At 76.0% G+C, this 19,397-nt stretch carries 24 protein-coding genes and 4 tRNA genes; 22 read left to right on the top strand and 6 right to left on the bottom strand.

Annotated features, from left to right (window positions below):
- Window positions 1–7 precede the first annotated feature (7 nt).
- The 4 genes from BLQ97_RS16685 to BLQ97_RS16670 all read right to left on the bottom strand — a co-directional run bounded on the left by BLQ97_RS16685 (window position 8) and on the right by BLQ97_RS16670 (window position 824).
- A tRNA-Val gene (locus tag BLQ97_RS16685) sits at window positions 8–79 on the bottom strand.
- Between the two features lie 47 nt (window positions 80–126).
- Window positions 127–197: transfer RNA gene (locus BLQ97_RS16680), tRNA-Cys, on the bottom strand.
- Between the two features lie 43 nt (window positions 198–240).
- Window positions 241–313, bottom strand: a tRNA-Gly gene (locus BLQ97_RS16675).
- A gap of 67 nt (window positions 314–380) precedes the next feature.
- A complete protein-coding gene (locus BLQ97_RS16670; RefSeq protein ID WP_091367143.1) occupies window positions 381–824 on the bottom strand; it encodes an SsgA family sporulation/cell division regulator in 444 nt (147 codons plus the stop codon).
- Window positions 825–1,024: 200 nt separating this feature from the next.
- Here BLQ97_RS16670 and BLQ97_RS16665 point away from each other — a divergent pair, with 200 nt between their 5' ends.
- The 4 genes from BLQ97_RS16665 (at window position 1,025) to BLQ97_RS16650 (ending at window position 3,112) form a co-directional block, all read left to right on the top strand.
- Window positions 1,025–1,618: a sigma-70 family RNA polymerase sigma factor gene (locus tag BLQ97_RS16665; RefSeq protein ID WP_245692311.1), complete on the top strand. Its 594-nt coding sequence runs from the start codon at window positions 1,025–1,027 to the stop codon at window positions 1,616–1,618.
- The gene (locus tag BLQ97_RS16660; RefSeq protein ID WP_091367141.1) at window positions 1,615–2,532 is read left to right on the top strand and encodes an anti-sigma factor domain-containing protein; all 918 of its coding nucleotides are present in this window, start codon (window positions 1,615–1,617) and stop codon (window positions 2,530–2,532) included. Before BLQ97_RS16665 ends, BLQ97_RS16660 begins: the two co-directional genes overlap by 4 nt.
- 92 nt (window positions 2,533–2,624) lie before the next feature.
- Window positions 2,625–3,014 (top strand): TIGR02611 family protein, encoded by a 390-nt coding sequence (locus BLQ97_RS16655; RefSeq protein WP_091367363.1) that lies wholly within the window; start codon window positions 2,625–2,627, stop codon window positions 3,012–3,014.
- Window positions 3,015–3,040: 26 nt separating this feature from the next.
- Window positions 3,041–3,112: transfer RNA gene (locus BLQ97_RS16650), tRNA-Val, on the top strand.
- 75 nt (window positions 3,113–3,187) lie between these two features.
- On the opposite strand, the gene BLQ97_RS16645 is transcribed toward BLQ97_RS16650, so the two are convergent.
- A complete protein-coding gene (locus BLQ97_RS16645; RefSeq protein ID WP_091367140.1) occupies window positions 3,188–4,069 on the bottom strand; it encodes a LysR family transcriptional regulator ArgP in 882 nt (293 codons plus the stop codon).
- 72 nt (window positions 4,070–4,141) lie between these two features.
- Here BLQ97_RS16645 and BLQ97_RS16640 point away from each other — a divergent pair, with 72 nt between their 5' ends.
- Both BLQ97_RS16640 and BLQ97_RS23685 read left to right on the top strand, forming a co-directional pair.
- Window positions 4,142–4,774, top strand: a complete 633-nt coding sequence (locus BLQ97_RS16640) for a LysE/ArgO family amino acid transporter (RefSeq protein ID WP_091367139.1) — start codon at window positions 4,142–4,144, stop codon at window positions 4,772–4,774.
- A 45-nt stretch (window positions 4,775–4,819) separates the two neighbouring features.
- Window positions 4,820–5,698, top strand: coding sequence for an MOSC domain-containing protein (locus BLQ97_RS23685; protein ID WP_217637233.1), 879 nt, complete (start codon window positions 4,820–4,822; stop codon window positions 5,696–5,698).
- Between the two features lie 54 nt (window positions 5,699–5,752).
- Here BLQ97_RS23685 and BLQ97_RS16630 read toward each other — a convergent pair whose 3' ends face one another.
- A complete protein-coding gene (locus BLQ97_RS16630; RefSeq protein ID WP_091367138.1) occupies window positions 5,753–6,295 on the bottom strand; it encodes a dihydrofolate reductase family protein in 543 nt (180 codons plus the stop codon).
- Window positions 6,296–6,484: 189 nt separating this feature from the next.
- On the opposite strand from BLQ97_RS16630, the gene BLQ97_RS16625 reads away from it, so the two are divergent.
- From BLQ97_RS16625 to yajC, 16 genes are all read left to right on the top strand, one after another.
- The gene (locus BLQ97_RS16625; RefSeq protein ID WP_245692306.1) at window positions 6,485–6,778 is read left to right on the top strand and encodes a DUF1905 domain-containing protein; all 294 of its coding nucleotides are present in this window, start codon (window positions 6,485–6,487) and stop codon (window positions 6,776–6,778) included.
- Between the two features lie 40 nt (window positions 6,779–6,818).
- Window positions 6,819–7,199 carry an HNH endonuclease gene (locus tag BLQ97_RS16620; RefSeq protein ID WP_175471785.1) on the top strand — a complete coding sequence of 127 codons (381 nt, stop codon included), beginning with the start codon at window positions 6,819–6,821 and terminating at the stop codon, window positions 7,197–7,199.
- A 22-nt stretch (window positions 7,200–7,221) separates the two neighbouring features.
- On the top strand, window positions 7,222–7,785 hold the full coding sequence (locus tag BLQ97_RS16615) for an MOSC N-terminal beta barrel domain-containing protein (RefSeq protein ID WP_091367360.1): 564 nt from the start codon (window positions 7,222–7,224) through the stop codon (window positions 7,783–7,785).
- A 104-nt stretch (window positions 7,786–7,889) separates the two neighbouring features.
- On the top strand, window positions 7,890–9,959 hold the full coding sequence (gene thrS / locus BLQ97_RS16610) for a threonine--tRNA ligase (RefSeq protein WP_091367136.1): 2,070 nt from the start codon (window positions 7,890–7,892) through the stop codon (window positions 9,957–9,959).
- On the top strand, window positions 9,956–10,549 hold the full coding sequence (locus BLQ97_RS16605; protein WP_091367135.1) for an HIT family protein: 594 nt from the start codon (window positions 9,956–9,958) through the stop codon (window positions 10,547–10,549). Before thrS ends, BLQ97_RS16605 begins: the two co-directional genes overlap by 4 nt.
- A gap of 1 nt (window position 10,550) precedes the next feature.
- Entirely contained in the window at window positions 10,551–11,186 is a 636-nt protein-coding gene (gene pgsA, locus BLQ97_RS16600) for a phosphatidylinositol phosphate synthase (protein ID WP_091367134.1), read from the top strand.
- The gene (locus tag BLQ97_RS16595) at window positions 11,183–12,118 is read left to right on the top strand and encodes a phosphatidylinositol mannoside acyltransferase (RefSeq protein ID WP_091367133.1); all 936 of its coding nucleotides are present in this window, start codon (window positions 11,183–11,185) and stop codon (window positions 12,116–12,118) included. Before pgsA ends, BLQ97_RS16595 begins: the two co-directional genes overlap by 4 nt.
- Entirely contained in the window at window positions 12,118–13,323 is a 1,206-nt protein-coding gene (locus tag BLQ97_RS16590; RefSeq protein WP_091367359.1) for a glycosyltransferase family 4 protein, read from the top strand. The genes BLQ97_RS16595 and BLQ97_RS16590 overlap by 1 nt, the downstream gene beginning before the upstream one ends.
- Window positions 13,324–13,334: 11 nt before the next feature.
- The gene (locus BLQ97_RS16585) at window positions 13,335–13,874 is read left to right on the top strand and encodes a LemA family protein (protein WP_091367132.1); all 540 of its coding nucleotides are present in this window, start codon (window positions 13,335–13,337) and stop codon (window positions 13,872–13,874) included.
- Between the two features lie 68 nt (window positions 13,875–13,942).
- A complete protein-coding gene (gene pdxS, locus BLQ97_RS16580; protein ID WP_091367131.1) occupies window positions 13,943–14,854 on the top strand; it encodes a pyridoxal 5'-phosphate synthase lyase subunit PdxS in 912 nt (303 codons plus the stop codon).
- Window positions 14,851–15,540: a pyridoxal 5'-phosphate synthase glutaminase subunit PdxT gene (gene pdxT, locus BLQ97_RS16575; protein WP_175471784.1), complete on the top strand. Its 690-nt coding sequence runs from the start codon at window positions 14,851–14,853 to the stop codon at window positions 15,538–15,540. The genes pdxS and pdxT overlap by 4 nt, the downstream gene beginning before the upstream one ends.
- Window positions 15,537–16,289, top strand: coding sequence for a YebC/PmpR family DNA-binding transcriptional regulator (locus BLQ97_RS16570; protein WP_091367130.1), 753 nt, complete (start codon window positions 15,537–15,539; stop codon window positions 16,287–16,289). Before pdxT ends, BLQ97_RS16570 begins: the two co-directional genes overlap by 4 nt.
- A 153-nt stretch (window positions 16,290–16,442) precedes the next feature.
- Window positions 16,443–17,009: a crossover junction endodeoxyribonuclease RuvC gene (gene ruvC, locus BLQ97_RS16565; RefSeq protein ID WP_091110588.1), complete on the top strand. Its 567-nt coding sequence runs from the start codon at window positions 16,443–16,445 to the stop codon at window positions 17,007–17,009.
- Window positions 17,006–17,647, top strand: coding sequence for a Holliday junction branch migration protein RuvA (ruvA, locus tag BLQ97_RS16560; RefSeq protein ID WP_091367129.1), 642 nt, complete (start codon window positions 17,006–17,008; stop codon window positions 17,645–17,647). The genes ruvC and ruvA overlap by 4 nt, the downstream gene beginning before the upstream one ends.
- A 73-nt stretch (window positions 17,648–17,720) precedes the next feature.
- The gene (ruvB, locus tag BLQ97_RS16555; protein WP_281181433.1) at window positions 17,721–18,845 is read left to right on the top strand and encodes a Holliday junction branch migration DNA helicase RuvB; all 1,125 of its coding nucleotides are present in this window, start codon (window positions 17,721–17,723) and stop codon (window positions 18,843–18,845) included.
- 173 nt (window positions 18,846–19,018) lie between these two features.
- On the top strand, window positions 19,019–19,384 hold the full coding sequence (yajC, locus tag BLQ97_RS16550) for a preprotein translocase subunit YajC (protein ID WP_091367128.1): 366 nt from the start codon (window positions 19,019–19,021) through the stop codon (window positions 19,382–19,384).
- The last annotated feature ends 13 nt before the right edge of the window (window positions 19,385–19,397 follow it).

The following is a 19,397-nucleotide window of genomic DNA, read 5'->3' as shown; positions in this document are numbered from 1 at the left end:
GCTGGTGTGGGCGATACTGGGTTCGAACCAGTGACCTCTACCGTGTCAAGGTAGCGCTCTACCACTGAGCCAATCGCCCGAGTCCGGTCTGCCGACCGGCCCGCTCCACCCTCCGGCGCGGAGGCGAGGTGGAGACGGGATTTGAACCCGTGTAGACGGCTTTGCAGGCCGTTGCCTCGCCTCTCGGCCACTCCACCGCACACACGGGCGCCGGTCTCGCGACCAGCGCCCGAGGTCCCGAGCGGACGACGGGATTCGAACCCGCGACCCTCACCTTGGCAAGGTGATGCTCTACCAACTGAGCCACGTCCGCGTTGCTGTCGTACGGGGAGAACCATACCCGACCCGGCGGGGGGCTCTCACGGGGGGTCCCCCCGGGGTCAGCCGGCCGCCGGGTCGGCGCCGCCGGACAGCAGGACCGCCAGCTCCTGGTCCACGTCGAGGGCCGCCGTCTCCTGGCCGGTGGGCACCAGGGCCTCGATCTGCAGGAGGAAGGCGGCGACCGTGGCCCGCGACAGCTCGAACAGCGCCTCACCCGAGGGTGCCCGCAGGTGCAGGTAGAGCACGTCGCCGCTGGTGCGGGCCGGCCACAGCCGGACGTCGCCGTCGCCGGCGGGACGGTCGAGCCCGGCCACCAGCAGCTCACGGCTGAGCAGCCAGGTGATCCCGTCCTCGGGCTCTCCTGCCTCTCCGAAGCCGATGCGGACCGCGAACGGGTCGCGCACCTCGTAGGAGAGGACGGCGGGCACCTCCGTCCACGACGAGGGGCCGACCAGGTGCAGCGTCGTGGGGACCGAGTACCCGGGGGAAGCGTGCTGCGGCATGACCTCTCCAACGACCGGCACGCCGGGACGGTGCGCGGCCCGGCGCCCCGGGCGTGTCATCCGACCGGGTGCTCGCTCGCTACCCGTTCTACGGCGTGGTGAACCGGGATCAGTGTGCCTGTCGAACGTGACGTGTGACCATGGGAGCCGTGACGCGTCCGGCACGACGTCCGGAGGGCGACTCCGGTGACGCGGACCTCGTGTCGCGCGTGCGCGCCGGCGACCGGGGTGCGGTCGACGACCTGTACGACCGGTTCCGCCGTCCGGCCTTCACGCTGGCCCGGCGGGTCCTCGGCGACGACACGCTGGCCGAGGACGTCGTCCAGGACGTGTTCCTCACCGTCTGGCGCGACCCGTTCGCCTACGACGGGTCGCGCGGCAGCTTCTCCTCCTGGTTCATGGCGATGGTCCACCACAAGGCGGTCGACGCGGTGCGCCGCGAGGAGTCCCACCGCCGGCGGCAGACGCGCGCCGGGGACGACCTGGTGCTGAGCGCGCCGACCCGCGAGCACGACGTCGAGGACGAGGCCTGGTCGCGCGTGGTCTCCGAGCGGGTGCGCACCGCGCTGAGCGCGCTGCCCGACGCCCAGCGGGAGGCGCTGACCCTGGCCTACTACGGCGGCTACACGCAGCGGGAGGTCGCCGCCCTCACCCGTGCGCCGCTGGGCACGGTGAAGACCCGGATGCTCGCCGGCATGCGCCGGCTCAAGGAGGAGCTCGGGACCGTGGCCGGCGCGAGCATCGGGGGCGCGCTGAGCGGTCCGGCGCCCGTCGACGGGGGTGCTGCCCGGTGAGCGCGCGCCCCGATCCACACGACACCTTCGACGAGCTCGCCGTCGGCTGGGCGCTGCACGCGCTCGAGCCGGAGGACGAGGCGGTCTTCGGCGCGCACCTGCCCGGTTGCCCGCGCTGCACCCGCACGGTCGCCGAGACCACCGAGGTGATGGCCGCCCTCTCCGCCGACCTGCCGCCCGCCGAGCCCTCGGACGGCCTCCGCGACCGGCTGCGCGCCGCCGTCGAGCGGACCGGGCAGGTGCCGCCCCCGCCCGGCGCGGTGGGGCAGGCCGCCGGCGACGACGCCCCGGCCGGCCGCGGCGCCGTCCCGCCGTCGACCGCCGCGGCCGGCCCCGGGCGGCCCGGCGGCCGCCGCCGCACCGACCCGCCGCCGGAGGCCACCGGCTTCCCGGCCCACGTCCCGGACGCCGGGGAGGCGGAGCGGACGGCGTGGCGGCGGGTGCTGCCCAACGCCCTGGTGGCCGCGGCGGTCGCCGCGATCCTGGCGCTGGGCACCTGGGTCGTCGTGCTGGGGTCGGCGCGGGACGACGCGCAGGCGCTGGCCACCGAGCAGGCCGAGGTCCTCGACTCGCTGCTGCAGCCCGGGCGCGCGGCCATCGCGCCGGTCGTCGACGACGACGGGCGGCCCGTGGCCACCGTCGTGGCCCGCGACGGCCGGCTCCAGGTGGTCGCCGACGGGCTGGCCGTCAACGACAGCAGCGACAGCGTGTACGTGGTGTGGGGCGTGGCCGGGGACGACCCCGTGCCGCTGGGCACCTTCGACGTGGTCACCCCACGGACCGACCTGCGGACCGTAGGCTCGGCCGCGACCGGACTCGACGCCTACGAGGGCTACGCCATCAGCGTCGAGCCGGGCAGGCAGATGCCGGCGGAACCGTCGGACGTGGTGGCGAGCGGGCAGGTGACCAGCTGAGCGGACAGGACACGGCACCCCCGCGGGAGCGGCGCACCCGCCCCACCGCGGAGGAGCGGCGGGCGCACTTCGCCCAGGACGGGCACCACAGCCTGCGGGAGCGGGTCGCCGAGACCCGCTGGCGCCGCCGGCTGGCCGCCCGCCGCTCGCTGGACTCCGCCTACCGCGCGGTGGTCGGGGTCGTCGGCGGGCTGGTCGTCGCGCTCGGCCTGGTCACCATCCCGCTGCCCGGGCCGGGCTGGCTGACCGTCATCGCCGGCCTGTTCGTCCTCGCGACCGAGTTCATGTGGGCCGAGCGGCTGCTGGAGTTCACCAAGCGGCACGTCTCGGCCTGGACCGAGTGGCTGGGGCGGCAGCCGGTGTGGGTGCGCCTGGCGGTCGGGCTGCTGACGGCGGCCTTCGTGTGCGGCGTGCTCCTGGTCGTGCTGCACGTGACCGGCGTGCCGGACTGGGTGCCGGGGTGGGTGCCCCTGTGGCGGTGAGCGTCTGGCATCATGGTCGGCGCAGCGGGCGATTGGCTCAGTGGTAGAGCGCTTCGTTCACACCGAAGAGGTCACTGGTTCGAACCCAGTATCGCCCACCGGCACGAGGGGCCGGGCACTCCCGCGACGGGGTGCCCGGCCCCTCGGCGTTCTCCCCGGGGACAGGTGGCCGCTCAGCGGTCGGGCCGGTCCAGCTCCCGGGCGGCGGCCGCCACCACCGCGTCGCGCACCCGGTCGAGGGTGGCCGACCGCAGCCGCCACTGCTGCCAGTGGAGGACGACGTCGACCGGGTCGTCGAGGGCGACCAGCTCCGCACCGGCCCCGCGCGCCTGCAGGTCGGGCACCATGCCCCAGCCCAGCCCCAGGCCGACGGCGGCGACGAAGTCGGCCGCGGCGGGGACGAAGTGCACCGGCGGGGAGACGCCGGCGCCGGCGCGCGCGTGCAGGTAGCGGTCCTGCAGGTCGTCCTTGCGGTCGAAGACGACGACCGGGGCGCGGGCGAGGGCCTCGGGGGTGGGGCCGGCGGGGAACCAGCGCCGCACGAAGGCGGGGGTGGCCGTCGGTCGGTACCGCATGCCGCCGAGAGGGGTGGCGGTGCAGCCGGGCACCGGCTCGGCGTCCGCGGTCACCGCGGCCATCACCGTGCCGGCGCGCAGCAGCGCGCTGGTGTGCTCCTGGTCCTCGCGGTGCAGGTCGAAGCAGACCTCGCCGGCCAGCGGCGCGAGGGCGGGCAGCACCCAGGTGGCCATCGAGTCGGCGTTGACCGCGATCGGCAGCGTCGGCACCGCGGACGCGCCCTCGGCGCCGAGCTCGCGGACGACCTCGGCGGCCAGCAGGTCCACCTGCCGCGCCAGCCGCAGCACCGCCTGCCCGGACTCGGTCACCTGCACCGGTCTGGTCCGGACCAGCAGGATCCGGCCGGTGGCCACCTCCAGCGCACGCAGCCGCTGGCTGATGGCCGACGGGGTGACGTGCAGCGCCCGGGCGGCGGCCTCCAGCGTGCCGCCGCGCACGGTGGCGTCCAGCGCCCGCAGCTGCGCCAGGTCGAGGTCCACGGACAGCGATGCTAACGACGCATCAGGATCTGTAGCTGGACTGCACAACCGGTGCTTCGTAGCGTCGGGGACGTGCTGACCACCCCGGCGCTGCTCGCCGCCGTCTCCGGCCTCGCGCTGGGCCTGGGCCTCATCGTCGCCATCGGGGCGCAGAACGCCTTCGTCCTGCGGCAGGGGCTGCGGCTCGAGCACGTGGCCGCGGTGGTCGGGGTGTGCGCGCTCTCCGACGTGGTGCTCATCCTCGCCGGCGTGCTGGGCGCCGGGGCGGCGCTGACCCGGCTGCCGTGGCTCGTCCCGGTGGTCTGCTTCGCCGGGGCGGCCTTCCTGCTCGGCTACGGGCTGCTCGCCGCCCGGCGGGCCCTGCGCCCCGGCGCGCTGCTGCCCGACGCCGCGGGCGCCCGCACCGGCCTCGCGGTCACCGTGGGCACCTGCCTGGCCCTGACCTGGCTCAACCCCCACGTGTACCTGGACACCGTGGTGCTGCTCGGCTCGACGGCCTCGACCTACGGTGAGCACCGGTGGCAGTTCGCCGCCGGCGCGGGCCTGGGCAGCGTCCTGTGGTTCACCGGCCTCGGCTTCGGCGCGCGCCTGCTGCGGCCGGTGTTCGCCCGCCCGGCCGCCTGGCGGGTCCTCGACGGCGCCATCGCCGTCGTCATGACCCTGCTGGCGGTGTCGCTCGCCGTCCGCGGTGCGGCCGGCGCCTGAGCGCCGCGCGCCCCGCCACCACCCGCCCCGTCCCCAGGAGGACCCGTGATCGACGTCGAGCTCCCACCCGGACCGCCCGAGGGGGCCCTCACCCGGGGGTTCGCCGCGTGCCTGGCGTCGGTCACCGAGGTGCCGGTCGGCGACCTGCCACTGCCCGACGGCGGGCTCCCGCAGGCGCTGGGCGCCTGGCGCACCTGGCTCGCCGGGCACGGCTCGGGGCTGGTGCCGATCGCGGACCCGGTGCGCTTCCAGTGGCCCGGGTGGTGGATCGCCGTGGTCGAGCACCCGGACGGCGACGGCGCCGCGGCCGTGCTGGCGTTCGGCACGCCGCCGGGCGTGGTCCTCAGCCCGCAGACGCCGGCGCTGCTCGGCCGGGCCACCGCGGACCTGCGCATCCGCGAGGCCCACGCCGTCGCCCCCCTCGACCCGGTGCTGCACCGGCGGCCGGCCGCGGAGGTGCTGCGCGGCACCGTCGAGGGCCTCGCCGTGGCGCCGGCCGCCGAGGCCCCGATGCGACTGCTCGACGTGGCGCAGGCCCGGGCCGGCCGCGGCCTCGACGGCGACCGCTACGCCGCCGGGGCCGGCACCTTCAGCCCGCGGGGCGGGCGGCGTCCCGGCTACGACCTCACGCTCGTGGCCGCCGAGGTCCTCGAGGAGCTGTCCGCGGCAGGGGTGCCCCTGGACCTCGCCGGCAGCCGCCGCAACGTGCTCACCCGGGGCGTCGACGTCAACGCGCTGGTCGGCCGGCGCTTCCGAGTCGGGGACGTGCTGTGCGAGGGGCGGCGGCTGTGCGAGCCCTGCGTGCACCTCGACCGGCTCAGCGGGCCGGGCACGCTGCGCCCGCTCATCCACCGCGGCGGGCTGCGTGCCGACGTCCTCACCGACGGCGAGATCCGGGTGGGGGACGCGGTCGTCCCGGACTGAGCGGGTGCGCCGCCGGCGGCCGGGTCCCCGCGGGACCCGGCCCCGGCGGTCCGCTCAGGCCGGGCCGTAGGTCAGGTGCGCGACCCCGTTGCTCAGCTTCGCGACGTCGAGCAGCGACAGCTTCTGCGCCGTCCCCTCGGGGAACAGCCGGATGCCCTCGCCCAGCGCGAGCGGGTAGACGTAGAGGTGCAGCTCGTCGACGAGGCCGTCGGCGACCAGCGCGCGCACCAGCGTGGCGCTGCCGCTGACGTAGAGGTCGCGGTCGGCCGCGAGACCACGGATCCGGTCGGCGTCGTAGCCGCCGAGCGCCTCGGAGTTGCGCCACACCGCCCCGGCGTCGGTGAGCGTCGAGGAGACGACGTACTTGGTCGTGTCGTTGAAGAACGGCGCGCCCGGGTCGTCCTCCACCGTCCGCGTCGACCACGCCGGGGCGAACATCTCGAAGGTCGTGCGGCCCAGCAGGATCCCGGACGACGCGGCGGTCAGCGCCCCGATCGACTCGGACAGGTCGTCGGGGAACCCGTAGTCGACCGTCCACATCGGGACGTCGACCACCCCGTCGACGGTGGTGAACTCGTGCACCCGGATCGCGCCCATGTCGTGCTCCTCACGTGTCCCGGACGGCCGCTCCCGGCCGTTCTCGTCGGGTCAGACACTGGCCGATCCCGTTTCTCATCGGTGCAGGCGCGCCGGGCCCGCAGCCACCGGCGGACCGCGCGGCGACCGATGGGATCCGGCCGGCGCGCCGGTCTGCACCGCCACCCCACCGCCGTCGAGGAGGACACCGTGAGCGGTCCCGCAGGCCCCGGCGCGCTCGACGCCGAGTTCACCGCCCCCCTGGTGCGCAGTCCGGCCGAGGGCGGCTGGACCTACGTGCAGATGCCCGGCTCGGCCGAGTACTCCGGCACCCGCGGCCTCGTGGAGGTGCGCGGCACCATCGACGGTGTGCCCTTCCGCAGCTCGTTCACGGCCCTCGGCGACGGCACGCACGAGCTGCCGGTGCGCGCCGACCTGCGCCGGACCATCGGCAAGGCCGCCGGGGACGAGGTCACCGTGCGGCTGGAGGAGCGGCTCGGCTGAGTCCGCCGCCTCCGGCCCGATCGGGCGCACCATGGGGGAGATGGCACTGGACAGGGCCGCGCGCCTGGAGGCGGCCGTGGAACGGGACGGCCCCACCTGCATCTGGTGCGGCCGCGCGCTCTCCGGGCAGGTGACCCCCACGACCGAGCACGTCGTGCCGCGCGTCAAGGGCGGGCCGTCGTGGCTGGAGAACGAGGTCGCGGCCTGCCGCCGCTGCAACGCCGAGCGCGGGCACACCGCGCCCGTCGAGTGGCTGGAGGAGTGCCTGCGCCGCGGCTGGCCGGCCGACGAGGAGCGGCTCGGGCGCACCCTCACCCAGCTGGCCGAGGCGATCGCCGTCCGCGGCGGGCAGCGCCGGGCCCGGCCCTACCTGGAGTCCCAGCTGCGCCGGCTGCGGCGACGAGGTGGCGTCGCGGCCTGAGGTCGGCCGTAGCGTGGCGGGCGTGAGCGCGGGCACCGTCGTCGGCATCTCGGTCTACCCGGTGCGCGGCTGCGCCGGGACGCGGCTGCGGCAGGCCGACGTCGGCCCGTCGGGACTGGCCGGCGACCGCGCCTGGGCCGTCGTCGGCGCCGACGGGCGGGTGCTGCGCGCGAAGGACGCGCCGGCCCTGGCCGGCGTCCCCGCCACGGGCGACCCGGCGGCGGACGCCGCCGCCGTCACCGCCGCGCTCGGCGCGCCCGCGCGGCTCGAGCCGCTGACCGCCCGGCCCGACGGGTCCGCCGCGGTGCACCTGGTGTCCCGGCAGGCCCTCGACCGGGCCGCCGCGGGCGTCGTGCCGGCCGGCTGCGGCGCCGAGGACCCGCGCGCCAACCTGCTGCTCGACCTCCCCGGCGACACTCCTGCCGACACCCCCGGCGACCTGGAGCGCGACTGGGTGGGCCGCCGGCTGCGGCTGGGCTCGGCCGTGCTCGAGGTCACCCGTCTGCCGAAGCACTGCCTCGGCGTCTACGCCGAGGTGGTGCAGCCCGGCACGGTGGCCGTCGGCGACGCCGTCGTCCCGGCGTAGTCGCCGTCTCCGAGACCGGAGGCGGGCGCTCGATACGCTGGCCGGTGCCCGTCCCTCCCGGACGGACGCCGACCGGCACCCCCGAGCGACCCCCTGGAGACCCCGTGTCCGCCGCGCCCACCCCCGCCGCCGCCGCCCCGATCCGGGTGCCGGCCGGGACCACGGCCGAGCAGGCGCTCAAGGACGCCGGGGTCGCGCTCAAGGGCCCCGACGGTGCCGTCGTCGTCCGCGACCTGGCCACCGGCGACCTCCGCGACCTCGCCTGGGCCCCCGACGCCGACGCCGACGTCGAGCCGGTGCCGGCCGCCAGCCCCGAGGGCCGCGCCGTCATCCGCCACTCCACCGCGCACGTGCTCGCCCAGGCCGTGCAGGACCTCTTCCCCGGCACCCGCCTGGGCATCGGCCCGCCGGTGGAGAACGGCTTCTACTACGACTTCGACCCCGAGAAGCCGTTCACCCCCGAGGACCTGCAGGCGCTGGAGAAGCGCATGCAGCAGATCGTCAAGGCCGGCCAGCGGTTCTCCCGCCGCGAGATCGGCGACGACGACGCCCGCGCCGAGCTCGCCCACGAGCCGTACAAGCTCGAGCTGATCGGCCTCAAGAGCGGGGCCGCCGACGCTGCCGAGGTCGCGGAGGGCGCCGACGTCGAGGTCGGCGGCGCGCAGCTGACCATGTACGACAACCTCGACGCCCGCACCGGCGAGCGCGTGTGGACCGACCTGTGCCGCGGGCCGCACCTGTCGCGCACCTCGAGCATCCCGGCGTTCAGCCTCACCCGGTCGGCCGCGGCCTACTGGCGCGGCAGCGAGAAGAACCCGCAGCTGCAGCGCGTGTACGGCACCGCCTGGGAGAGCCGCGAGGCGCACAAGGCCTACCTGGAGCAGGTCGCCGAGGCCGAGCGCCGCGACCACCGCCGGCTGGGCGCGGAGCTGGACCTGTTCAGCTTCCCCGACGAGATCGGCTCGGGCCTGGCGGTCTTCCACCCCCGGGGCGGGATCGTGCGGCGGGAGCTGGAGGCCTACAGCCGCCGTCGGCACGAGGAGGCCGGCTACTCCTTCGTCAACACCCCGCACATCAGCAAGGCGCGGCTGTTCGAGGTCTCCGGGCACCTCGACTGGTACGCCGAGGGCATGTACCCGCCCATGCAGCTCGACGAGGAGCGCGACGCGGCGGGCACCGTGCGCCGGCAGGGGCAGGACTACTACCTCAAGCCGATGAACTGCCCGATGCACAACCTGGTGTTCGGGGCCCGCGGCCGGTCCTACCGGGAGCTGCCGCTGCGGCTGTTCGAGTTCGGCACCGTCTACCGCTACGAGAAGTCCGGCGTCGTGCACGGGCTCACCCGGGCCCGCGGCTTCACCCAGGACGACGCGCACATCTACTGCACCCCCGAGCAGATGGCCGGAGAGCTGCGCAGCCTGCTCGACTTCGTGCTGGGCCTGCTCGCCGACTACGGCCTGAGCGACTTCTACCTGGAGCTGTCCACCCGCGACCCGGCGAAGTCGGTGGGGTCCGACGAGAGCTGGGAGGTGGCCACCGAGGCGCTGCGCCAGGCGGCGCTGGACTCCGGCCTGGAGTGGGTGCCCGACCCGGGCGGCGCGGCGTTCTACGGCCCCAAGATCTCCGTGCAGGCGCGCGACGCCATCGGCCGCAGCTGGCAGATGTCGACCATCCAGGTCGACTTCAACCTGCCCGAGCGCTTCGGCCTGGAATACACCGCCGCCGACGGGTCCCGGCAGCGGCCGGTGATGCTGCACCGGGCGCTGTTCGGCTCCATCGAGCGGTTCTTCGCCGTGCTCACCGAGCACTACGCCGGCGCGTTCCCGGCCTGGCTGGCGCCGGTGCAGGTGACCGCGGTCCCCGTCACCGACGACCAGGTCCCCTACCTGCGCGACGTGGCGCTGCGGCTGCGGGAGCGGGGGATCCGGGCCGAGGTCGACGACTCCGACGACCGCATGCAGAAGAAGATCCGCAACGCCAGCAAGCAGAAGGTGCCCTTCGTGCTCATCGCCGGGGCCACCGACGCCGAGGCCGGCGCGGTCTCCTTCCGCTTCCGCGACGGCAGCCAGCGCAACGGGGTGCCGGTGGACGAGGCCGTCGACGCCGTCGCCGCCTGGGTGGCCGCCCGGCACAACACCGACCCGAGCGCCGAGACGCCGCTGGGGCGGTCGTGACCACCGGCCCGGACGGCGTCAACGTCCCGGTCTCGAGCGACGACGGCGGCCCGGCCACCGTCTTCGAGCACCTGTGGACGCCCTACCGGATGGCCTACATCCGCGGCGAGGGCAAGCCGACCGGGGAGCACGACTGCCCGTTCTGCCTCATCCCGGCCATGCCGGACGAGGAGGGGCTGGTGGTCGCCCGCGGGGAGACGGTGTTCGCGGTGCTCAACCTCTACCCCTACAACGCCGGGCACCTCATGGTGGTCCCGTACCGGCACGTGCCCGACTACACCGACCTCACCGCCGCCGAGGTCGCCGAGCTGGGCGCGTTCACGCAGACGGCGATGCGGGTGGTGCGAGAGGTGACCGGCGCGCACGGCTTCAACATCGGGATGAACCAGGGCTCGGTGGCCGGCGCGGGCATCGCCGACCACCTGCACCAGCACGCGGTGCCGCGCTGGGGCGGGGACACCAACTTCATGCCCGTCATCGGGCTGACCCGGGTGCTGCCCCAGGTGCTCGCCGAGACGCGGGCGCTGCTCGCCCGCTCCTGGCCGGCCCCGGCCACCACCCCGGCAGCGGCACCGGTGCGGGGGGACTGACGTGCTGGGACAGGGCGCCCGCGCCGCCGTCGGCCGGTTCTGGGCGCCGGTGGTCACCCGGCTGGCGCGCGCCGGGGTCACGCCCGACGTGGTCACCGTCACCGGCACGCTGGGTGCCGTCGCCGGGGCGGTGCTGCTCATCGCGCGCGGGCAGCTGTTCTGGGGCGCGTTCACCGTCACCGTCTTCGTGCTGCTCGACATGCTCGACGGCGCGCTGGCCCGGGCCCGCGGCGGCGGGTCGGCCTTCGGCGCGGTGCTCGACTCCACCTGCGACCGGGCGGTCGACGCCGCCGTCTTCGGCGCGCTGGTGTGGTGGTTCACCGGCGCCGGCGACGACCGGCTGCTCGCGCTGCTGGCGCTGGTCGCCCTGGTCCTGGGCGTGCTCACCAGCTACACCAAGGCCCGCGCCGAGGGGGTCGGCATCCCCTGCGACGTCGGGCTGGTCGAGCGCACCGAGCGGCTCATCCTGGTGCTCACCGGCACCGGGCTGACCGGCCTGGGCCTGCCGTACCTGGTCGACGTGGGCCTCTGGCTGTCGGTGGCCGGCGGCGCCGTCACGGTCGGGCAGCGGATCGCCGCGGTCCACCGCGGCGCCCGCGGCAAGCCGGCGCCGGCGGCCCCGGCGCCGGCGCGGTGAGCGGCGCCCGCGCCCGCGCGGCCGCCCGGCTCACCGACCTCGGCTACGCCGCCGGCTGGCAGGCCGTCCAGCGGCTGCCCGAGCCGGTGGCCCGCGGCGCCTCCGACGCGGCGGGGCGGTGGGCGGCCGGGCGCGAGGGCCGCAAGGTCCGTCAGCTGCGCGCCAACCTGCGGGTGGCCACGGGCGGAAAGCTGGACGACGAGGAGCTCGACGCGCTGACCGTGCGCGCGGTGCGCTCCTACGCGCGGTACTGGCAGGAGGCGTTCCGCCTGCCGCGGCTGCCCCGCGAGCGGATCGTGGCCGACACCGCCAGCTCCGGCGTCGAGCACTTCGAGCGGGCCCGCGACCAGGGCCGCGGCGTCGTCGTCGCGCTGCCGCACAGCGGGAACTGGGACGCCGCGGGCGTGTGGCTCGTCGACTGGCTCGGCGGCCCGTTCACCACCGTCGCCGAGCGCCTGCGCCCCGAGTCGCTCTACCAGCGGTTCCTCGACTACCGCCGGTCCCTCGGCATCGAGGTGCTGCCGCTGACGGGGGGAGCGCGGCCGAGCTCGGCGGTGCTGCGCGAGTGGCTGGACGGCGGGGGCTTCACCTGCCTGCTGGTCGACCGCGACCTGGGCTCCGGCGGCGTCTCCGTGGACCTCTTCTCCCGCCGGGCGACGATGCCCGGCGGCCCCGCCCTGCTCGCCGCCCGGACCGGCGCCGCCCTGCACCCGGCGATATGCCGCTTCACCGACCGCGGCTGGGAGTTCGCCGTCCGCCCCGAGGTGCGCGTCGACGGACCCGGCAGCCTGCGCGACCGGGTCCAGGCCGGGATGCAGGGGGTCGCCGACGCGTTCACCGACGACCTCGCCGTCCGCCCCGAGGACTGGCACGTGCTCGGCCGGGTGTGGGACGACGTGCCGCCGGACCCGCCCGCGGCGGAGCGCGGCTGATGCGGATCGGGCTGGTCTGCCCCTACCAGTGGGACGTCCCCGGCGGGGTCCAGTACCACGTGCGCGACCTCGCCGAGACGCTGCGCGGGCTCGGCCACCACGTCGAGGTGCTCACCCCGGCCGAGCACGAGGAGTCGCTGACCGACCCCTGGATCACCTTCGCCGGGCGCACCGTGCCGATCCCGTACAACGGCTCGATGGCCAGCGTGCAGTTCGGCCCGGTGTCGGCGGCCCGGGTGCGCCGGTGGCTGCGCGAGGGGCACTTCGACGTCGTCCACGTGCACGACCCGGCCCCGCCGTCGACCGGGCTGCTGGTCTGCATGATCGCCACCGGCCCGATCGTGGCCACCTTCCACGCCGCCACCGTCCGGTCGAAGTGGCTGGCCGCCTGGGGGCCGGTCGTGCGCCCGTGGCTGGAGCGGATCAACGGCCGGATCGCCGTCTCCGACTTCGCCCGGCGGGTGCAGGTGGAGCACCTCGGCGGCGACGCGGTGATCATCCCCAACGGCGTGCACGTCGCCCCGTTCGCCGAGGGGCCGCCGCTGTCCGGCCTGGCGCGGGGCGTCGACGGCCCGACCGTCGGCTTCCTCGGCCGCTACGACGAGCCGCGCAAGGGCCTGCCGGTGCTGCTGGAGGCGATGCGCACCGTCGTCCGGGAGCACCCCGGCGCCCGGCTGCTGGTAGCCGGGCGGGGCGACCCCGACGCGCTGCGCGGCTCGCTGGGCGAGGACCTCGCGCCGTCGGTGGCGGTGCTCGGCGAGCTCACGGAGGCCGACAAGGCCGCCTTCCTCCGCTCGGTGGACGTCTACTGCGCGCCCAACCTGCTCGGCGAGTCCTTCGGCGTGGTGCTCATCGAGGCGATGGCGGCCGGCGCGCCCATCGTCGCCAGCGACCTCGACGCGTTCGCGCGGGTGCTGGAGGACGGCGCGGCCGGCGTGCTGGTGCACCGCGGGGACGCCGCCGCGCTGGCCCGGGCGCTGTCGGACCTGCTCGCCGACCCCGCCCGCCGGGCGCGGCTGTCGGCGGCCGGGCAGGAGGCGGCCGCCGGCTACGACTGGCAGGTGGTGGCCCGCCGGGTCCTCGACGTCTACGAGACCGTCGTCCTCGCCGGGACCGGCGCGGTCACCGCCGCCGACGACGGGGAGCTCGCCGCCGGGACACCCGACGGGGTGTGGCCGTCCCTCTTCCGGCGTGCGCGCCGCTAGCGTGGGCGGCCGTGACGCCCGACGCCTGGTTGCTGCTCGTCGCGGGCGTCGCCGTCCTCCTGCTGGCCTGGACGGCGTGGACGCTGACCCGGCTGCGCCGTCTCGAGGGCCGGGTCGCGCGGGCCTGGTCGGTGCTCGACACCCGGCTGCAGCAGCGCGCCGCGCTCGCCGCCGACCTCGCCGCGGAGCACTCCGCCGTCCTCGGTGAGGACCGCGCCACCCGGCTGAAGACCGCCGCCTACGACGCCCGCCAGCCCCCCACCGGCGACCGGGAGCTGGCCGAGAACGCCCTCGGCCGGGAGCTGCGCGCGCTGCCCGCCGACCTGCCCGGGGTGCCCGCCCGGCTGCTGACGGAGCTGGCCGAGGCCGACGCCCGGATGGGCCTGGCCCGCCGCTTCTACAACGACGCCGTCCGCGACACCCACCTGCTGCGGCTGCACCGGCTGCCGCGGCTGCTGCGGCTGCACGCCGACCGCCCGCTGCCGCGCTTCTTCGACGTCGAGGACGGGCTGGACGCGGTGACCAGCGGCGCCGGACCGGCCGCCCGCTGAGCCCACCTACGATGGACCCGCGCCGAGCGCCTCCCCGGCCGGCCACCCCCGTCCCCCTGGAGCAGCCCGTGTCCTCGCCCGCCGACGTCCCCGCCACGCCCACCACGGGCACCGACCGCGTCAAGCGCGGCCTGGCCGAGCAGCTCAAGGGCGGCGTCATCATGGACGTCGTCACCCCCGAGCAGGCCCGCATCGCCGAGGACGCCGGCGCGGTCGCGGTCATGGCGCTGGAGCGGGTGCCCGCCGACATCCGCGCCCAGGGCGGCATCGCGCGGATGAGCGACCCCGACATGGTGCAGGGGATCATCGACGCGGTCTCGATCCCGGTGATGGCCAAGGCCCGCATCGGCCACTTCGTCGAGGCCCAGGTGCTGCAGAGCCTCGGGGTGGACTACGTCGACGAGTCCGAGGTGCTCACCCCGGCCGACGAGGCCCACCACATCGACAAGCACGCGTTCACCGTGCCCTTCGTCTGCGGCGCCACCGACCTCGGCGAGGCGCTGCGCCGCATCGCCGAGGGCGCGGCGATGATCCGCAGCAAGGGCGAGGCCGGCACCGGCAACGTCGTCGAGGCCACCCGGCACATGCGCGCCCTGCGCGCCGGCATCCGGCGGCTGGCCACCCTCGACGAGACCGAGCTGTTCGTCGCGGCCAAGGAGCTGCGCGCCCCGCACGACCTGGTCGTCGAGGTGGCCCGCGCCGGGAAGCTGCCGGTCGTGCTGTTCACCGCCGGCGGCATCGCCACCCCCGCCGACGCGGCCATGATGATGCAGCTGGGCGCCGAGGGCGTGTTCGTCGGCTCGGGCATCTTCAAGTCCGGCGACCCCGCGCAGCGCGCCGCGGCGATCGTGCAGGCGACCACCTTCTCCGACGACCCGGGCGTGATCGCCAAGGTGTCCCGCGGGCTGGGCGAGCCGATGGTCGGCATCAGCCTGGACACGCTGCCGGAGTCGCAGCGCTTCGCCAGCCGCGGCTGGTGAGGACCACCGCCCCGGAGCGCGTCCGCATCGGGGTGCTGGCGCTGCAGGGCGACGTCCGCGAGCACCTCGCCGTCCTGACCGCGCTGGGCGCCGAGGCGGTGCCGGTGCGCCGCCCGGCGGAGCTGGCCGGCGTCGACGGGCTGGTGCTGCCGGGCGGCGAGTCGACGACGATGACGAAGCTCGCCGTCCGCACCGGCCTGCTCGGGCCGCTGCGCGACGCCGTCCGCGGCGGGCTGCCGGCGTACGGCACCTGCGCGGGGCTGGTGCTGCTGGCCGACCGCCTGCTCGACGCCCCGCCCGGCCAGCCGACGCTCGGTGCCCTCGACGTCACCGTCCGGCGCAACGCGTTCGGCCGGCAGGCGGAGTCCTTCGAGTCGCGGATCGAGCTCACCGGCGTGCCGGGCGGCCCGCTGTCGGCGGTGTTCATCCGCGCGCCGTGGGTGGAGCAGGCCGGGCCGGACGTCGAGGTCCTCGGGCGGGTCGTGGGCGGACCGGCCGACGGTAGGATCGTCGCGGTGCGCCAGGGCGACGTCGTGGCCACCAGCTTCCACCCGGAGCTGACCGGGGACACCCGGGTCCACGCGCTGTTCGTGGACGTCGTGCGGCAGGCGGCCGCGGTCGGCCGGGCGGTGGCCGTCCCCAGTGGCGCCGGTGCCGGCGCCCCCGAACCCGGAGGAGAGCAGTGAGCGGCCATTCCAAGTGGGCGACCACGAAGCACAAGAAGGCCGCCATCGACGCCAAGCGCGGCAAGCTGTTCGCCAAGCTGATCAAGAACATCGAGGTCGCGGCGCGCACCGGTGGCGGTGACCCGGCCGGGAACCCGACGCTCTACGACGCCATCCAGAAGGCCAAGAAGTCCTCGGTCCCCAACGACAACATCGACCGCGCGGTCAAGCGCGGCTCCGGCGCCGAGGCCGGCGGTGCGGACTACCAGAACATCACCTACGAGGGCTACGCCGCCGGCGGCGTCGCGGTGCTCGTCGAGTGCCTCACCGACAACCGCAACCGGGCCGCCTCCGAGGTGCGCACCGCGATGACCCGCAACGGCGGCTCCATGGCCGACCCGGGCTCGGTGTCCTACCTGTTCACCCGCAAGGGCGTGATCGTCGTCCCCGGGGCCGACGGGGTCGACGAGGACACCGTGCTCATGGCGGTCCTCGACGCCGGCGCGGAGGAGGTGCGCGACCTCGGCGACACCTTCGAGGTGGTCTGCGAGCCGACCGACCTCGTCGCCGTCCGAACCGCGCTGCAGGACGCCGGCATCGACTACGACTCGGCCGAGGCCGGCTTCGTGCCCAGCGTCACCGTCGAGCTCGACGAGGAGGGCGCCGGCAAGGTCTTCCGCCTCATCGACGCCCTCGAGGACTGCGACGACGTGCAGAACGTCTACGCCAACTACGACGTCTCCGACGAGGTCCTCGAGCGCGTCGGCTGACGAAGGACCCCCTCGCCCCCGCGCCCCGCTCCGCTCGGCACGGGCTCCTGCGAGGAGCCGTGCCGGCTGTCGCCAGGCGTGTCGCCGTCCCCGGTGTCCGCCGGGGCGGTTAGCCTCGGTCGAACACCAGTTCGGGATCGGAGGCGGCTGTCCATGCGGGTGCTCGGCATCGACCCGGGGCTGACCCGGTGCGGCTGGGGTGTGGTCGACGGCCGTCCCGGCGCGCGCCCGGCCGCGGTCGGCGTGGGCGTGATCCGCAGCTCCGCCGACCTCGACCTGGAGCTGCGGCTGCTGGAGCTGCACACCCAGGTGACGGCGCTGCTGCGCGAGCACCGGCCCGACGTGGTGGCCATCGAGCGGGTGTTCACCCAGAACAACAAGGGCACCGCCACCGGCACCGCCCAGGCGGCCGGGGTCGCGGCGCTGGCCGCCGCGCAGGCCGACCGGCCGGTCGCCTGGCACACCCCCAGCGAGGTCAAGGCGGCCATCTCCGGCAACGGCCGCGCGGACAAGGAGCAGGTCACCCTCATGGTCACCCGGGTGCTGGGCCTCGCGGCCGCCCCCAAGCCGGCCGACGCCGCCGACGCGCTGGCGCTGGCGGTCTGCCACGTGTGGCGCGGCCCAGCGCAGCAGCGGCTGCGCTCCGCCGCCATCGCCGGCGGCATCGGCGCGCCGGTCGTGCAGCGGACGCTGCCGCGCTGGCAGGGGGTGTCCCGGTGATCGCCTCGGTGCACGGCCGGGTGGCCGCGGTGTCGCCCGACGGCGCGGTGGTGGAGGTCGGCGGCGTCGGCCTCGCGGTGCAGTGCACCCCGGGCACGATCGCCCGGCTGGCCGTGGGGGAGCAGGCGCGGCTGGCCACCAGCCTGGTCGTCCGCGAGGACTCCCTCACCCTCTACGGCTTCGCCGACGACGACGAGCGGCAGCTGTTCGAGCTGCTGCAGACCGCCAACGGCGTCGGCCCCCGGCTGGCCCAGGCGGTGCTGGCCATCCACCCGCCGCGGGAGGTGCGGCGCGCGGTGTCGATGGCCGACGTCAAGGCGCTGATGCAGGTGCCCGGCATCGGCAAGAAGGGCGCCGAGCGGCTCATCCTCGAGCTGCGCGACCGGCTGGGCACCACGGCCACCGACACCCAGCTCGACGGGCCCCCGCTGCCGGCCGGCGCCGCGCCGCTCACCCCGGTGGCCCCCTGGCGCGACCAGCTGTCCTCGGCGCTGGTCGGCCTGGGCTGGAGCAGCCGTGAGGCCGACACCGCGCTGGCCGCGCTGACCCCGGTGGCCGACGAGCAGCTCACCAGCACCGGCCGGGTCGACGTCGGTTCGCTGCTGCGCCAGGCCCTGCAGCTGCTGGGCCGGTCGTGAGCGAGCGTGCGAGCGAGCCGATGAGCAGAGCAGTGCCGCGCACGCGGCCGACGAGCGCCAGCGAGGAGGACGCGTGAGCGCGCCGTTCGACCGGTCGCTGACCGGGGAGGTCGAGGCGGGGATCTCCCGCGACTTCGCCGTCTCCCCGCAGGCCGGTGACGAGGAGCGGGTCGTCGAGTCGGCGCTGCGGCCGCACTCGCTGCGCGACTTCATCGGCCAGCCCAAGGTGGCCCGGCAGCTGGCGCTGGTGCTCGAGGGCGCCAAGCGGCGGGGCCGGCCGCCGGACCACGTGCTGCTGTCCGGCCCGCCCGGCCTCGGCAAGACCAGCCTCGCGCTGATCATCGGCTCCGAGCTCGGCACCGCGGTGAAGATCACCAGCGGCCCGGCCATCGAGCGCTCCGGCGACCTGGCGGCGATGCTGTCCAACCTCGGCCCCGGCGACGTGCTCTTCATCGACGAGATCCACCGCATCGCCCGGCCCGCCGAGGAACTGCTCTACATGGCGATGGAGGACTTCCGGGTCGACGTCGTCGTCGGCAAGGGCCCCGGCGCCACCGCCATCCCGCTGGAGATCAACCCGTTCACCCTGGTCGGCGCGACCACCCGGGCCGGGCTGCTCACCGGCCCGCTGCGCGACCGGTTCGGCTTCGTCGGCCAGATGGAGTTCTACGAGCCGGCCGAGCTGCAGCTGGTGCTGGCCCGCAGCGCCGAGCTGCTCGGCGTCGAGCTCACCGACGACGGGTCGGCGGAGATCGCCCGCCGCTCCCGCGGCACGCCCCGCATCGCCAACCGGCTGCTGCGCCGGGTGCGCGACTACGCCGAGGTGGAGGCCGACGGCCGGGTCACCCGCGCGGTCGCCCGGGCCGCGCTGGCGCTCTACGACGTCGACGAGCTCGGCCTCGACCGGCTCGACCGCGAGGTGCTCGAGGCGCTGGTCACCAAGTTCCACGGCGGGCCGGTCGGCGTCAGCACGCTCGCCGTCGCGGTGGGGGAGGAGCCGCACACCGTCGAGGAGGTGTGCGAGCCCTTCCTGGTGCGGGCCGGGCTGCTCGCGCGCACGCCGCGCGGGCGGGTGGCCACCGAGGCGGCCTGGCGGCACCTCGGCCGGCCGGTGCCGCGCGGCGGGATCCCCCTCGGGGGTGTCACAGCAGTCCCGCGTGACCCGGGTTCGTCGTCGGAACCGTTGTTCGACGCCTAGACTCGGCGGCGCTGGCGCGCAACTCGACCCTCCCGGGTCGACCGGTCCCGGCCGCGCGACCTGCGGATCGGCGGCCGGTCGCCGTGCGCGCCGTGACCGACGTACCCGAGCGGTCCCGACAGGGGGCCGCACCGACCGCGTGCACGCGAGCGCGGTAGAGAGGCACCACCGTCGTGGAACTGTTCCCCCTGCTCCTGCTCGTGCTGGCCTTCGTGGCGCTGATCGTGCTGCCCAACCGGGCGCGCAAGCGCCAGCAGCAGCAGACGCAGTCGGCGCTGGCCGTCGGCGTCCCGGTGACCATGGCCGGCGGCCTGCACGGCACCGTCGCCGGCCTCGCCGACCCGGCCACCATCGACGTCGAGATCGCGCCGGGCGTCGTGGTGACCTACGCCCGCCAGGCCGTCCTGCAGGTGCGCCCGCCGGCCGGTGACCTGCCCGGCCCGGTGGCCACCGGCGAGACCGTCGTCGACCCGGTCGTCGACGACACGCCGTCCCGGGACGACCGTCCCGGGGACGGCCCCACCGGCAAGACCCTCTGAGCGGAGTCCCACC

Source organism: Geodermatophilus telluris (assembly GCF_900102745.1).
Classification (GTDB): Bacteria; Actinomycetota; Actinomycetes; order Mycobacteriales; family Geodermatophilaceae; genus Geodermatophilus; species Geodermatophilus telluris.
Note: the sequence above shows the minus strand (reverse complement) of the source record. Positions and strands in the feature narration are given on the sequence as shown.